This is a genomic window from Comamonas testosteroni (genome assembly GCF_030505195.1).
In the GTDB taxonomy this organism is placed as follows: Bacteria; Pseudomonadota; Gammaproteobacteria; order Burkholderiales; family Burkholderiaceae_C; genus Comamonas; species Comamonas testosteroni_G.
The window spans coordinates 2,566,095-2,580,326 of sequence record NZ_CP129672.1 but is presented as its reverse complement, the minus strand read 5'-3'; the positions used below and the strand labels follow the sequence as shown (position 1 = coordinate 2,580,326).

The 14,232-nt window shown below is 63.0% G+C and carries 12 protein-coding genes; 8 read left to right on the top strand and 4 right to left on the bottom strand.

Features of this window, described 5'->3' with window-relative positions:
- Nucleotide 1: 1 nt before the first annotated feature.
- The 4 genes from QYQ99_RS11735 to QYQ99_RS11720 form a co-directional block, all read right to left on the bottom strand.
- Nucleotides 2-781: an ABC transporter ATP-binding protein gene (locus QYQ99_RS11735; RefSeq protein WP_302092794.1), complete on the bottom strand. Its 780-nt coding sequence runs from the start codon at nt 779-781 to the stop codon at nt 2-4.
- Nucleotides 781-1,644, bottom strand: a complete 864-nt coding sequence (locus QYQ99_RS11730) for an ABC transporter permease (RefSeq protein WP_302092793.1) — start codon at nt 1,642-1,644, stop codon at nt 781-783. The genes QYQ99_RS11735 and QYQ99_RS11730 overlap by 1 nt, the downstream gene beginning before the upstream one ends.
- Nucleotides 1,645-1,661: 17 nt before the next feature.
- Nucleotides 1,662-2,630 carry an ABC transporter substrate-binding protein gene (locus QYQ99_RS11725; protein WP_302092792.1) on the bottom strand — a complete coding sequence of 323 codons (969 nt, stop codon included), beginning with the start codon at nt 2,628-2,630 and terminating at the stop codon, nt 1,662-1,664.
- Nucleotides 2,631-2,892: 262 nt separating this feature from the next.
- Nucleotides 2,893-3,825, bottom strand: a complete 933-nt coding sequence (locus tag QYQ99_RS11720; RefSeq protein ID WP_080996029.1) for a LysR substrate-binding domain-containing protein — start codon at nt 3,823-3,825, stop codon at nt 2,893-2,895.
- Here QYQ99_RS11720 and QYQ99_RS11715 point away from each other — a divergent pair.
- From QYQ99_RS11715 to QYQ99_RS11680, 8 genes are all read left to right on the top strand, one after another.
- On the top strand, nt 3,804-5,093 hold the full coding sequence (locus QYQ99_RS11715; RefSeq protein ID WP_437439070.1) for a CaiB/BaiF CoA transferase family protein: 1,290 nt from the start codon (nt 3,804-3,806) through the stop codon (nt 5,091-5,093). The two genes, QYQ99_RS11720 and QYQ99_RS11715, sit on opposite strands and share 22 nt — an antisense overlap.
- 32 nt (nt 5,094-5,125) lie before the next feature.
- The gene (locus tag QYQ99_RS11710; RefSeq protein ID WP_302092789.1) at nt 5,126-6,274 is read left to right on the top strand and encodes an acyl-CoA dehydrogenase family protein; all 1,149 of its coding nucleotides are present in this window, start codon (nt 5,126-5,128) and stop codon (nt 6,272-6,274) included.
- A gap of 45 nt (nt 6,275-6,319) precedes the next feature.
- On the top strand, nt 6,320-7,054 hold the full coding sequence (hutC, locus tag QYQ99_RS11705) for a histidine utilization repressor (RefSeq protein WP_302092788.1): 735 nt from the start codon (nt 6,320-6,322) through the stop codon (nt 7,052-7,054).
- Nucleotides 7,055-7,191: 137 nt separating this feature from the next.
- Nucleotides 7,192-9,102, top strand: a complete 1,911-nt coding sequence (gene recQ, locus QYQ99_RS11700; RefSeq protein ID WP_302092787.1) for a DNA helicase RecQ — start codon at nt 7,192-7,194, stop codon at nt 9,100-9,102.
- A gap of 194 nt (nt 9,103-9,296) precedes the next feature.
- Nucleotides 9,297-10,670 (top strand): aspartate aminotransferase family protein, encoded by a 1,374-nt coding sequence (locus QYQ99_RS11695; RefSeq protein ID WP_034375128.1) that lies wholly within the window; start codon nt 9,297-9,299, stop codon nt 10,668-10,670.
- A 197-nt stretch (nt 10,671-10,867) separates the two neighbouring features.
- Entirely contained in the window at nt 10,868-11,929 is a 1,062-nt protein-coding gene (locus tag QYQ99_RS11690; protein WP_302092784.1) for a peptidogalycan biosysnthesis protein, read from the top strand.
- Nucleotides 11,926-12,825 (top strand): hypothetical protein, encoded by a 900-nt coding sequence (locus QYQ99_RS11685; protein WP_302092782.1) that lies wholly within the window; start codon nt 11,926-11,928, stop codon nt 12,823-12,825. Before QYQ99_RS11690 ends, QYQ99_RS11685 begins: the two co-directional genes overlap by 4 nt.
- Before the next feature lie 47 nt (nt 12,826-12,872).
- Nucleotides 12,873-14,186, top strand: coding sequence for an SAM-dependent methyltransferase (locus QYQ99_RS11680; RefSeq protein WP_302092781.1), 1,314 nt, complete (start codon nt 12,873-12,875; stop codon nt 14,184-14,186).
- The last annotated feature ends 46 nt before the right edge of the window (nt 14,187-14,232 follow it).

Here is a 14,232-nt window from a genome sequence, read left to right as displayed (position 1 = left end):
CTCAGTGAGCAGCCGCCGCCAGTGACTCGGCGCGAATCTCTTCCGTCAACCGGGCTTTGAGCTCCATGAACTCGGGCGAGGTCTTGACGGTGTAGTGGCGCGGGTGCGGCAGATGGACCGGAATGTCTGCCTTGATGCGGCCCGGACGCGCGCTGAACACGGCCACGCGATTGGCCATGAAGATGGCTTCATCGATATCGTGGGTCACGAACATCACCGTCTTGCGCTCGGCCTCCCAGATGCCCAGCAACAATTCCTGCATCAGAACGCGGGTCTGGTTGTCCAGCGCACCGAAGGGCTCGTCCATGAGCAATATCTTGGGGTCGTTGGCCAGCGCACGCGCGATCGCCGTGCGTTGCTGCATGCCTCCGGACAGCTGCTTGGGGTAGTGATTCTCGAAGCCGCGCAGGCCCACCTTGGCAATGAAGTAGTCGCTGCGCTCTTTCTGGATGGCTTCGCTCACGCCTTTCTCGCGCAGTCCGAAGCGGATGTTCTGCGCCACGGTCAGCCAGGGGAACAAGGTGTAGCTTTGAAACACCATGCCGCGGTCTGCGCCGGGCTCCTGCACCAGTTTCCCGTCCAGCAGCACCTGCCCCGTCGTCGGAAAATCCAGACCCGCAACAATGCGCAGCATCGTCGATTTGCCGCAGCCGGAGGGCCCCAGAATGGTCACGAAATCGTTCTCCCGGACCTCGAAATCCACTGGCTGCAGCGCCTGGGTGCTGACACCTTTGTGGCTGGTGAAGGTGCGCGAAACACCTTGAATGGACAGCTGATTCATCACAGGGAACTCCATTCAAACATGCGACGGTTGAAGGTTTTGAAGATGAAGTCCGACACCAGACCGATGAGCCCGATGATGATGATGCCGAAGATGATCTGTCCGGTATTGAGCAGCGCCTGGCTGTCGGTGATCATGTGTCCGATGCCCGAGGACGAGCCGATCAGCTCGGCAACGATCACATAGGTCCAGGCCCAGCCCAGAACCAGGCGCAGGGTTTCCGCGATGCCGGGAGCGGCACCGGGAATCAGCACCCGCTTGACGATGCCGGTATTGCTGGCGCCCAGTGTGTAGGCAGCCTCCACCAGGTCCTTGCGCGCACCGCCCACGGTCACGGCCACCATGAGGGTGATCTGGAACACCGAGCCGATGAAGATGACCAGCAGCTTCTGGGCTTCGCCCACGCCGGCCCAGAGGATCAGCAGCGGAATGAAGGCCGAGGCGGGCAGGTAGCGGCAGAACGAGACAAAGGGCTCGAAAAACGCCTCCACAGGCTTCCAGGCCCCCATGGCAATGCCCAGTGGAACGGCCACGACGCTGGCCAGTATGAAGCCCCCCATGACACGCCATACGGTCATGCCGATGTCATGATGAAAGTCGAACTCCGTGAACAGCAAAATGCCTTCGCGCAGCATCGTCAGCGGGCTGGCGAGAAAGGTCGGAGACACCAGTCCGCCAAAGGTGACGGCGGACCAGACCAGCACAAACAGCGCGAAGAAGCCCGTGCCGAGCAGCCACTTGGCCTTGGGGCTGACGGGCTCCAGAGGGGCCATGTAGCGCCGGCGAGCCGGCCGAACGGAAGGCGACGCCACCTGAACCGATGCGGGAGATGCTGACTTGACAGAAGGTGATACCGCTTCCATGTGCAACCTCTTTGCGCTTACTTGATGAAGCTTGCGTCGTACATGACGCCATAGTTCTCAGGAATGCTGCGAATCACGCCGGCTTCCTTGAGGATGGCAGCGGACTCCTTCATGAAAGGCAGCAGGTCGTTGGCAAAGAATTTCTGATTGGCCTCCTTGTCCGACCATTTCAGAAAGGCGGCCGACTTGCCGAACTGTTCGCCGCTTTGCTTGACGGCCGCGCCCATGATTTCGTAGCTCTTTTCCTTGTCGGAATTGATCATGGCGATGGCATCGAAGTAGGACTGGGTCAGCGCCTTGGCGGCTGCCGTGTTGGCCTTGAGCCACTTGGGGTCGCAACCCACGGTGTCCATCACCATCGGGTAGTCGATGGTGGTGGCCAGAATCTTGCCAGCGCCGGGGTTGGCGCGCACCGTGGACAGGTAGGGCTCATAGGTCATGGCCGCATCGTTCTGCCCGGAGACAAAGGCCTGGGCGGCAGGCTGGGGCTCCAGCGACACGGTCTTGATGTCCTTCATGGTCATGCCGTTCTTGTTCAGCATCCAGGCCAGACCGAAGTAGGGAGCCGTACCCGGTGCGCTGACGGCGACGGTCTTGCCCTTCAGATCGGCAAAGTTCTTGACGTCGTTGCGCACGGCAATACCGTCTGCGCCGTAGGACTTGTCCATCTGGAAGATCTGCACGATGGGCACACCATTGGTGTTCCAGGCCACATGCGTCTCCACCGTGGTGGCGGCACATTGCACCGCGCCCGAGGCCAGCGCCAGATGCCGGTCCTTCTGGGGGATCATCTTGATTTCGACATTGAGGCCGTTCTTCTTGAAGATCCCGGCCTTGTCCGCGAGCGTCAGTGGCGCAAAGCCGGTCCATCCCGACATGCCCAGGACGATCTTGGTCTCCTGAGCCGCTGCATGTTGTGCAGCAGACACCAGAGCGGTTGCGGCTAATGCCAGTTGCCAGATGGGAACGCGACGTGTCGATTTCATGGGACTCTCCTCGGTCGATGCCAGAGCAGTTCGGTTGTTGATGCGGACTTCAAGCCTTGCACGACAGTGCAGGCAGGGAAGTTTGCGGTTGCTGATTGAACATGTATATACAGGCTTACCCGAGCGCCATAGATGCCGGATTTTTCAGATGTATAGACATGCACCAACAATCCACAAGAGCAAGCTGTGTGCCAACTCGCTCGCCCACGGGCCGCCTCTGCCGGCTCCTGGGGGCGCGCACCAAAACGGCATCCGAGTTGCGCTAGTCGGGTGCAATCACGCTTTTCGCGACGGTCAGAAATGGTGCAATCAGCGCCGAGGCATTGCTCCTGGGCACCGACAGCACCACCGCCTGCTTGGCGACGCGGCCCTTGATTCTTTTGCACACCAGTCGCTTGCCGTCGTGGGTTCTGTCGACCACCGGCCGCGTGGTCAGAACGCTGACGCCATGCCCGTTGGCGACCATGGAGCGGACAAGCTCTATCGACGCCAGCTCGTAGTTCACCGTGGGAACCACCCCTGCCTCGCGAAACAGCGAGAGAAAGTACTCTCGGCTCTGCGGCAGGTTGATCAGCAGCAACGGCGACTGGGCCAGCTCCGCCAGGCTCACGCTGGGCGCCGCAGACAGGGCATGCCTGGCGGGCAACAAGGCATAGGGCGGCAACGCGGCAACCGGGTGCATGGTCAGCAAAGGGCGAGCCAGGCCCAGGTCATATTGCAGCGCGGCATGGATCTCCCCGCGCTCTACTTGCCGCGTCAGCGAGGCGATGTCCCCCTCGACCAGCTCGATGTCGATGGACGGGTGGCGCTTGTGCATCTGGGTGAGCAACTGCGGAATCCACAGCGCGCCCAGCGTACTCAGAAAGCCCAGCCTCAGCGTGCCGGAAACCGCCTGCTTGCGTGGCTCCTGAAGCAGTTGCGCAGCTTCGAGCAGGCTCAGGGCCTCCCGGCTTCTGGCCAGCCCTGCTGCGGTCAGGTCCAGCCCGACGGCATGTTTGCGCACAAACAGCTTCTCGCCCCATTGGGCTTCGAGGTCGGCAATCGCCTTGGAAATGGAGGGCTGCGAAACATTGATGGCCAGCGCCGCCCTGGCCGTGCTGCCGTGGCGTGCGGCGGCGACAAAATATTCGAGCTGGCGCAGATTTATCTGAATCAATTTTTTGAATCCAGTGAATGGGAAATGAATATTTTCCATTGATTCATTTTTTGGGCAGCATGCAGACATCGCTTCAGATCAACAGCGGGAATCCCATGCCTGAATCCACCGAAAAATCTGCCTCCCGTCCGCTGGACGGCATCCGCATCCTGGATTTCACCCGGGTTCTGGCGGGCCCCATGTCCACGGCCTTGCTGGCCGATCTGGGCGCTGAGGTCGTGAAGGTGGAGCCGCCCCAGGGCGACGACTACCGCGCCATCGGCCCCATGAAGAACGGGCAAAGCGCCTTGTTCACGGTCATGAACCGCAACAAGCAAAGCCTGGTGCTGGACCTCAAGCATGCGGATGCGGTCGCCGTGGTGCATGAGCTGGCCCGGCAGGTCGACGTGGTGGTCGAGAACTTCAGGCCGGGCGTGGCCGAGCGCCTGGGCATCGGCCCCGAAACGCTGCGCGCCCTCAATCCCCGGCTGGTGTATGTCAGCGTCTCCGGCTTCGGCCAGACCGGCCCGCTGGCCCACCGTCCGGCCTACGACATCATTGTTCAGGCCATGAGCGGCCTGATGGAGGCCACGGGCGAACCTCAAGGCGCGCCCACGCTGGTGGGCGAAGCGGTCAGCGATGTGGTTGCCGGCCTGTTTGCCTCCTGGGCGACACTGGCGGCCCTGCTGCAGGCGCAGAGAACCGGAGACGGCCAGCATGTCGATGTCGCCATGTTCGACACCACGCTGAGCTTTCTGGCGACATCGATGTCGCGCTATCTGTTCACCGGCCTGCCTGCACGGCGTGTGGGCAACCGGCATCCGCTGTCGGCGCCTTTTGGCGTCTACAGGGCACGCGACGGCCATTACGCCCTGGCCGTGCTCAACAAGAAGCTGTTCGATGCCACTGCGGCCGCGATGGACCTGCCCGAGCTGGCCAGCGACCCGCGTTTTGCCAGCGACGAAACCCGCTCGGCCAACGAGCCCGCCTTGCGCGCCGCGCTGGAGGGCTGGAGCACGCAGCACGACGTGGCCCAGGTGGTCGCGCGGCTGGAGAGCGCAGGCGTTCCCGCAGCCCCCATCTGGAATATCGAGCAGGCCCTGAATTCCGAGCAAATCCGCTCGCGTGGCTTGCTCTGCGAGGTCGAGGACGAACGCCTTCCGGGCCTGCGGCTGCCGACACAGCCCGTGCATTTCAACGGCGCCCTGCCCAATCGTGCGCAACGCGCACCGGCCCTGGGCGAGCACACGGAGCTGCTGCTGCAAAGCTGGCTGGGCCGCAGCACGGACGCCATTGCCGCCTTGCGCGAAGCAGGCGCTTTGGGTTGATTTTGATAGCAAGAAAACAAGGAGAAACCGCCATGTCATTGATTCGTCTGGGCGCGACCGAAGAAGATCAGGCTGTTGCCGATGCCGTTGCACGCTTTGCCGAAGAAACCCTGGCACCTGTGGCCCAGGCCATGGACGAGCAAGCCTTTTCCGCCACGCGCCATGTGCCCGGCCTGTCCGCGCTGGGCGTGATGGGCATGAATCTGCCGGAGCGCTTCGGTGGGCCGGGCGTCACACCCACCGCCATGCTGATGTCGCTGGTCGCCATCTCGCGCGCCTGCGCCGCGACCTCGTCCATGATCGGTGCCCACTATCTGGGCACAGATGCCGTTCTCATCGGCGGTGACGAGACGCAGCGCGAGCAATGGCTGCCGCGCTGCGCCAGCGGGGAATGGCTGGCGGCCTTCGCACTGACCGAGCCGCGTGGCGGCTCCCACCCTGCAGACATGCGTACCCGGGCCGTGCGCGACGGCGACGACTATCTGATCACCGGCGTCAAGCACTTCATCTCGAATGCGGCAGAGGCCCGCTTCATGGTGGTCTTCGCCAAGACCGATGCTGAGGCTGCGGCGCGAGGAGTCAGCGCCTTCATCGTGCCGCGCGATCTGCCCGGCATACAGATTTCGTCGCCCGAAAAGCTCATGGGCATCCGCGGCGGCCATGCCTTTGAAGTGTCGCTGGACGGTGTCCGTGTCCCGGCGGCCAACCGCCTCGGCGCCGAAGGCACCGGCTTCAAGACCGCCATGAAAGTGCTGGACAACAGCCGCCTGGACGTGGCGGCGACCTCGCTGGGCATTGCCGAGGCCGCGCTCAAGGCGGCGGCCGACTGGGCCAACCAGCGCCTGGTGGGCGGCGAACCGATCGCCAGCAAGCAGGGCATACAGTTCAAGCTCGCCGACATGAAGCTGCGCCTGGAAGCCGCATGGGCGCTGACCATGCAGGCCCTGGCACTGCGCCAGCAGGGCCAGCCCTTCACCCAGCAGTCGGCCATGGCCAAGCTGTTCGCCTCGGAGATGGTGAGCTTCGTGACCGACGAGGCGCTGCAGATTCATGGCGGCTACGGCTATACCCGTGAAATGCCTCTGGAGCGCTATGTGCGTGACGCCCGCATCCTGCGCATCTACGAAGGCTCTTCCGAGATTCAGCGCACCATCATTGCGCGTGCCGTACTGGGCGCCTAGGAATCACAGCGGCAGCCGCGCGGATTTGCTGGTGTAATCCACGGCATGGACAAAAACTCTTCCATGTCGCTGCACGGGAAAATTCTCACCGAGATTGAACAGAACATTCTCAGTGGCCGCTGGCCGCCCGGCCATCGCATCCCGTCGGAGATGGAGCTGACCGTCCATTACCAATGCTCGCGCATGACCGTGAGCAAGGTGCTCAACAAGCTGGCACAAGCCGGTCTGCTGGTGCGCAAGCGCAAGGCGGGAAGCTTTGTGACGAGCCCGCAAACCAGCTCTGCCGTGCTGGAGATTCCCGATCTGCGCCAGGTGGTGCTGGGCATGGGGCAGGAGTATTCGAGCAGGCTGCTGGGCCGCACGCAGCGGCGCAGCACGAGAGAAGACATGGAGGCCATGCGCATGACGCAGCCGGCCCCCATCGTCCATGTGCTGTGCCTGCACATGGCGGGGTCCCGGCCGTTCTGCATCGAAGACCGCCTGATCAATCTCGAATCCGTGCCGGACGCCGAGCACGAGCCGTTCACCGAACACAGCCCCAGCTCCTGGATGGTCAACCATGTGCCCTGGAGCTCGGCCGAACACCGCATCCGCGCCGAGGCCGCCAGCGAGGAAACCGCCGGCCTGCTGGAGATCAAGCCCGGCTTTCCCTGCCTGGTGATCGACCGCCGTACCTGGACCGGGCAGCTGCCCATCACCTTTGTGCGCCTGACCTATCCTGCCGATCTCTACGAGCTGGATGCGCATTTTTCGCCCTCCACCATCAGGCAGGCTGGCTGATTGCGCATAACCCGGCCCGGGCAGCGCGCCGGGTCGCGGCGCACAATAGGGCCAGTTCTGATGCTTGCATCTGAGGTCAAATCAACCTCAAACCCATTTACAGCAAGCGCTACCAGCTATCGATTCAAGAGTACCCGGTGTCTTCCGCGCAATCCATTCTGCAAGCCGTTTTTGGCTACGAGCAATTCCGTGGCCCCCAGCAGGCCATCGTCTCGCATGTCATCAACGGCGGCGATGCGCTGGTGCTCATGCCCACGGGCGGCGGCAAATCGCTGTGCTATCAGGTTCCGGCCATTGCGCGCCAGCAGCTCGGCCATGGCGTGACGATCGTGGTCTCGCCGCTGATCGCGCTCATGCACGACCAGGTCGGGGCGCTGCATGAGGCCGGCATCAGCGCCGCCTATCTGAACTCCACCCTGAGCTACGACGAGACGCAGGAGGTGGAGCTGCGCCTGCAAAGCGGCGACATCACCCTGCTCTACGCCGCTCCCGAGCGGCTGAACACGCCACGTTTCCTGGGTCTGCTCGACGACCTGCATGCCCAGGGCAAGCTGTCGCTGTTCGCCATCGACGAAGCGCATTGCGTGAGCCAGTGGGGACACGACTTCCGCCCCGAATACCGCGCGCTGAGCGTGCTGCACCAGCGCTATGCCGAGGTGCCGCGCATCGCGCTGACGGCCACGGCCGATGCGCTGACGCGCGCCGACATCATCGAGCGCCTGCAGCTGGAAGAAGCCCAGCACTTCATCAGCAGTTTTGACCGCCCGAACATCCGCTACAAGATCGCCGAGAAAAAGGACGTCAGCAACCAGCTGCTGCGCTTTATCGAGCGCGAGCACGAGGGCGAGGCCGGCGTGGTCTATTGCCAGTCACGCAAGCGTGTCGAGGAGCTGGCCCAGACCCTGGTGCAAAACGGCATCAATGCCCTGCCCTACCACGCAGGCCTGCCCCAGGACATGCGCCAGAACCACCAGGACCGCTTCTTGCGCGAGGACGGCGTGGTCATGGTGGCGACGATTGCCTTCGGCATGGGCATCAACAAGCCCGATGTGCGCTTCGTGGCCCATGTGGACATGCCCAAGAACATCGAGGGCTACTACCAGGAAACCGGCCGTGCAGGGCGCGACGGCCTGCCCGCCGATGCCTGGATGGCCTACGGTCTGAGCGACGTGGTCAACCAGCGCCGCATGATCGACGAAAGCCCGGCCGAGGAGCAATTCAAGCAGGTGATGCGCGGCAAGCTCGATGCCCTGCTCGGTCTGGCCGAGGCCACGGACTGCCGCCGTGTGCGCCTGCTGGCCTATTTTGGCCAGCAGTATGGACAGGAGCCGCGCCTGGACGGCAAGCCATTGCAGGCCGTTGCCCGGACCCATTGCGGCAACTGCGACAACTGCCTGGAGCCGCCGGCGCTGTGGGATGGCACGGATGCGGCACGCAAGCTGCTGTCCACCATCTTCCGCGTGCACGAGGCCAGCGGCCTGACCTATGGTGCGGGCCACATCATGGACGTGCTGCGCGGCAAGGTGACGGACAAGGTCACGCAGTACGGCCATGACAAGGTGTCCACCTTCGGCATCGGCAAGGACTACTCGGAGCCGCAATTGCGCGCCGTGATGCGCCAGTTGCTGGCCACGGGATCCCTGGGCCTGCACAAGGTGGTGAGCGAGAACAGCGGCCATGTCTTTGACACCCTGTGTCTGGCCGCGGGCTCGCGTGCCGTGCTCAAGGGCGAGGTGCAGGTGCAGCTGCGCGAGGCAGTGGCCGCATCGCGCAGCAAGAAGCAGAGCAAGAAATCGGCCGCCAATGCGGCGGCGGTCAATCTGGGCCCCGATGCGCAGGTGCGCTTCATCAACCTCAAGGCCTGGCGCGCCGAAGTGGCCAAGTCCCACAATCTGCCGGCCTATGTGATCTTCCACGACGCCACGCTGGCGTCGATTGCCGAACTCAATCCCCAGAGCCTGCAGGAGCTGCAGGGCGTGAGCGGCATGGGTACCAAGAAGCTCGATGCCTATGGTGCAGAGGTGCTGCGCGTGGTGGCACTGGGCTGATCGACCCGCAGCAGCAGCAACAGCAGCGGGAGAGCTGCGGCACCTGTTTCAACGCCTTTGATGCCGCCGCAAACCGGCTGACAAGGACCTCTCCACAATTCCCACACAAATGCTCGACAGCCCGGAAATATTGCAAACGCACACTGCTGCCGCATACCGTTGACCGAATTCATTTTTGCGGAGCACTTTCTGCTGTGATCAATACTGCCCAATTGCTGGCTGACGAAGCCAAATACTGCTCGTTTGGCGACACCGTCCACTACGTCAATCCTCCTAAGATCTTCACGGGCTGCGAAGGCAGCTATATGTACGACGACGCAGGCACGTCCTACCTCGATCTGCAGATGTGGTATTCGGCCGTCAACTTCGGCTACAAGAACAAGCGTCTTGAAGCCAAGATGATCGAGCAACTGCAGGAGCTGCCCCAGGTGGCCAGCCAGTACCTGCACCCCACCAAGATCGAACTGGCCAAGTTCATTGCCGAAGACGCCAAGCGCAAATGGGGCAATGACGGCCGCGTGCACTTCAACGTGGGCGGCGCGCAAGCCATCGAGGACTCGCTGAAGGTCGTGCGTAACGCCAGCGGCGGCAAGAGCCTGATGTTCGCGTTCGAAGGCGGCTACCACGGCCGTACGCTGGGTGCATCGTCCATCACCTCCAGCTACCGCTACCGCCGCCGTTTCGGTCACTTCAGCGACCGCGCACAGTTCATCCCCTTCCCCTACCCCTTCCGTCGTCCCAAGGGCATGACGGCAGAGGAGTACGCGGAATCCATCGTGGCCGACTTCCGTCGCAAGTTCGAGAACGAATACCACGCGGTCTGGGACCCCAAGACCAACCAGTGCGAATACGCAGCCTTCTACATCGAGCCCATTCAGGGCACCGGTGGCTACGTGATCCCGCCTGCCAACTTCTTTACCGGCCTGAAAAAGGTACTGGACGACCACGGCGTACTGCTGGTGGTCGATGAAATCCAGATGGGCTTCTGGCGTACCGGCAAGCTGTGGTCGGTGGAAAACTTCGGCATCCAGCCCGATGTGCTGGTGTTTGCCAAGGCCCTGACCAATGGTCTGAATGCGCTGTCCGGCCTGTGGGCTCGCGAAGAGCTGATCAACCCCACGGTGTTCCCGCCCGGCTCCACCCACTCCACCTTTGCCTCCAACCCGCTGGGTACGGCCCTGGGCCTGGAAGTCATGAAGATGACCCACGAGATGGACTTCGGCCGTCAGGTGCGCGAATCGGGTGCCTACTTCCTCGAAGGCCTCAAGGAGCTGCAAAAGCGCCACAAGGAAATCGGCGATGTGGACGGCCTGGGTCTGGCGCTGCGTGCAGAAATCTGCACCGAGGACGGCTTCACGCCCAACAAGGCGCTGCTGGACAAGATGGTGGACATCGGCCTCGAAGGCGGCCTGGAATACCAGGGCCAGAAGCGCGGCCTGGTGCTGGACGTGGGCGGCTACTACAAGAACGTGATCACCTTCGCGCCTTCGCTGATGATTTCGCGCAGCGAGATCGACGAAGCCATGGTGCTGCTGGATCAGTTGCTGACCAAGGCCAAAAAGGCGTAACCTCCTGAGCGGCCTAGCCTAGGCGGCCCCGCCGCTCCCCCCTTCTCTCCCAGCGTTGCTGCGGAAGGGGGGGCGACAGCCTCGCTGTGCGGCGGGGGCCGCCCAGGTCTTGCTCGCTGTCTCTTGCTTGGGTTGTGCCCGTTTTCTGCGCTGCAGACACACTCAGGCGCCATCAAAAACGACTACAAAAAGGCGAAATGGCGACGGAAAATTTCCGCAACCAGCTCGAACCCAGTGGCTTGCTGCAGCAGTTCACCAACCATCCTCCAGAAGGCTTTGCCTTGCTCAAGGAATGGCCGGTGCCAGCATTCACCGCCCCCTTCGATTTGCTGACCACCGCAGATGACGCGCTCAAGGCGCGTCTTTTGTCGTGGCCGGGCGGCCGCTGGCTGAGCGCCAGGCTCAGGCTGACCACGGACTTCATCGGCACCACCGTCAGCGAATATGCGCCGCTGCCGCGCGCCGTGGATGCCGCGACGCTGGCCCGGCAGCTGCGCGCCATGGCCGGGCGCACCCTGCTCTCCATCGTCAAGGATTTGCCCCAGGCATCGCCCTTGCTAAGCGAGGAAGACAACTGCTTTGCGCAGGAGTTGGCCAACGCGCTTGCGGAGCAAGGGTTCATTGCCCTCGAAGGCCAGGCCCTGGCCTATGTGCCCATCAGCTTTGCCAGTGCGGACGAGTATCTGGCCGGCCTGTCCAAAAACCGCCGCAGCAGCCTCAGGCGCAAGCTCAAAAGCCGCGCACAGCTCGCCGTCCAGCGTATCCCTACCGGCGCAGCCTTTGCCGCTGATGCCCAGGTGGATGCCTACTATGCGCTGTTTGATGCGGTGTACGCGCAAAGCGAGATTCACTTCGACAAACTCACGCGCGGCTTCTTTGCCGACTTGCTGCGCGATGCGGACAACGGCGGCATCGTGTTCGAGTATCGCGATGCGCAAAGCGATGCGCTGCTGGGCTGGAATCTCTGCTTCGAGCATGACGGCAGGCTGATCGACAAATACATAGGCCTGTCCTACCCGGCAGCGCGCGAGGCCAATCTCTATTTCGTGAGCTGGATGGTCAATCTCGAATACGCACTGGAGCGGGGTCTGTCGCACTATGTGGCGGGCTGGACCGACCCCGAGGTCAAGGCCCAGCTGGGTGCCAGCTTCACCATGACGCAGCATCTGGTCTTCATCCGCAATCCCTTGCTGCGCGCGTTGGGGCGGCGCTTTTCCGGCCTGTTTGAAAGCGATCGCCAGTGGAGTGACAAGGCATGATGCAACCAACACCTGTGGTGCTGGATGTCGACGGATCGGTCGGCCCGCTGGCCCGGGAAAAGCGCTTGCCGCTCGCAGATTGGCATGAGCTGGTGCGCTTTGGCTGCGGCCTGCGCAGCTTCAGGCGCTTCAGCCAGGCCATAAAGGAGCAACTGCCCGCGCAGCATGGCACCGTGCTCATGGGCAGCGGCGACTTTCACCATCTGAGCTGGCCGCTGATCGAGCGCTGCATTGCCGACAAGGGCTTCAGCGCCAAGCATCCGCTGCGCGTGGTGGTGCTGGACAACCACCCGGACAATATGCGCTTTCCCTGGGGCGTGCACTGCGGCTCCTGGGTGCGGCGCGTGGCCATGCACCCGGCCGTGTCACAGGTCCATGTGGCAGGCATTACCTCGCAGGACATCGGACCGGGCCATGCCTGGGAAAACTATCTGCGACCGCTGCGCGCCGGCAAGCTCACCTACTGGAGCTGCGGCGTGGACACCGGCTGGGCCAGGCGCCTGGGCGCGGGCAAGGCGTTTCGCAGCTTTGCCGATATCGCCGAGCTGGTACAGGCGCTGTCCAGCCATCTGCATGACTGGCCGCAGGACACGTATCTGAGCATAGACAAGGATGTGTTCGCCGCCGAAGTCGTGCGCACCAACTGGGACCAGGGCCGGATGCTGGAAGAGCAGGCCGCGCAGCTGATCGATGCGCTGCGCGGACAGATCGCGGGCAGCGACATCACGGGCGACGTCTCCTCGTGGCACTATGACACCTGGTGGAAGCGACTGATGAGCGCGGGCGACGGCCAGGACACACAGATTGACGCCGCGACGCTGGCCGGCTGGCAAGCCGGACAACATGCATTGAACCAGCGGCTGATACAGCGCATCGCGCTCAGCAGCACGAGTTAGAGCGATTTCACCGGCCACTCTTCAACACTTCGCTTCAAGGAGCTGACATGCTGGACCGGTTGACCGAAAAATTGCTGCAACGGGCATTTGCACCGCTGGTCAAGACGGGACGGCTCGAAGTCATCACCCCTTCAGGCAAGGCGCTGATCTTCGGCGACGGCGGCCAGCCCCGGGCGCGCCTGCGCTTTGCCGACAGACGCGCCATCCTGGCGCTGCTGCGCGACCCAGACCTCAACTTTGGCGAGCTGTTCATGCAGCAGCGCCTTCTGGTCGAGCAAGGCACGGTCTACGACGTGCTGGAGCTGGTGCTGCGCGGCGCCAGGCAGGTGCCCGTCAGCGCCACCGTGCGCATGCTCGATGCCTGGCGCATGAAGCTGCGACCCTTGCTGCAGAACAATCTGCGCGGCCAATCGCGTGCCAACGTGGCGCATCACTACGATCTGGACGACCGGCTCTATCAACTGTTTCTGGACAGCGAGCGCCAGTACTCCTGCGCCTATTTCGAGCAGGGCAACGAAGACCTGGAAACAGCACAGCTGGCCAAGAAGCGCCATATCGCCGCCAAGCTGCTGATCGAGCCGGGCCAGCGCGTACTCGACATCGGCTGCGGCTGGGGCGGTCTCTCGCGCTATCTGGCCGAGGTGGCCGGCGCCGACCACGTCACCGGCATCACGCTGTCCACAGAGCAACTGGCCGGCGCGCGGTCCAGGGCCTCGCAGTCCATCCAGGGCGAGCGGCTGGAGTACCGGCTCGAGGACTACCGCGACATGAATCGCGAGGCACATGGGCCGTTCGAGCGCATCGTCTCTGTCGGCATGTTCGAGCATGTGGGCACGAGATTCCATGACGCCTTCTTCCGGCAATGCCATGAGCTGCTCAGCGAGGACGGCGTGATGCTGCTGCACTTCATCGGCAACAGCGATGTGCCCGACTTCAACAATCCCTGGATAGAACGCTACATCTTTCCTGGCGGCCATATTCCGTCGATGTCGGAGTTCACGCCGGCCATCGAGCGCGCGGGGCTGGTGATCTGCGATATCGAGGTGCTGCGCCTGCACTATGCCCAGACCCTGCGCCTGTGGCGCGAGCGGTTCATGGCGCGCCGTGCCGAAGCCGCAGCCCTGTATGACGAGCGCTTTTGCCGCATGTGGGAGTTCTATCTGTCCATGTCGGAAACCGCGTTCCGCTATCAGGACATCGCCATCTTCCAGGTTCAGCTGGCGCGCAGACAGGACGCTGTGCCGCTGACGCGCGACTATGTACACCAGCGCGAAGCGGAACTCAAAAGCTGGGAAGCGGCCCTGGGCCTGACCGCGCCGGCCATGGCGGGATCTGCAAAAACAAGAGCATCTACCGCCTGACTGTCATTGATTTCAACATCAATAAGGCTTGATATCCTTTTATACC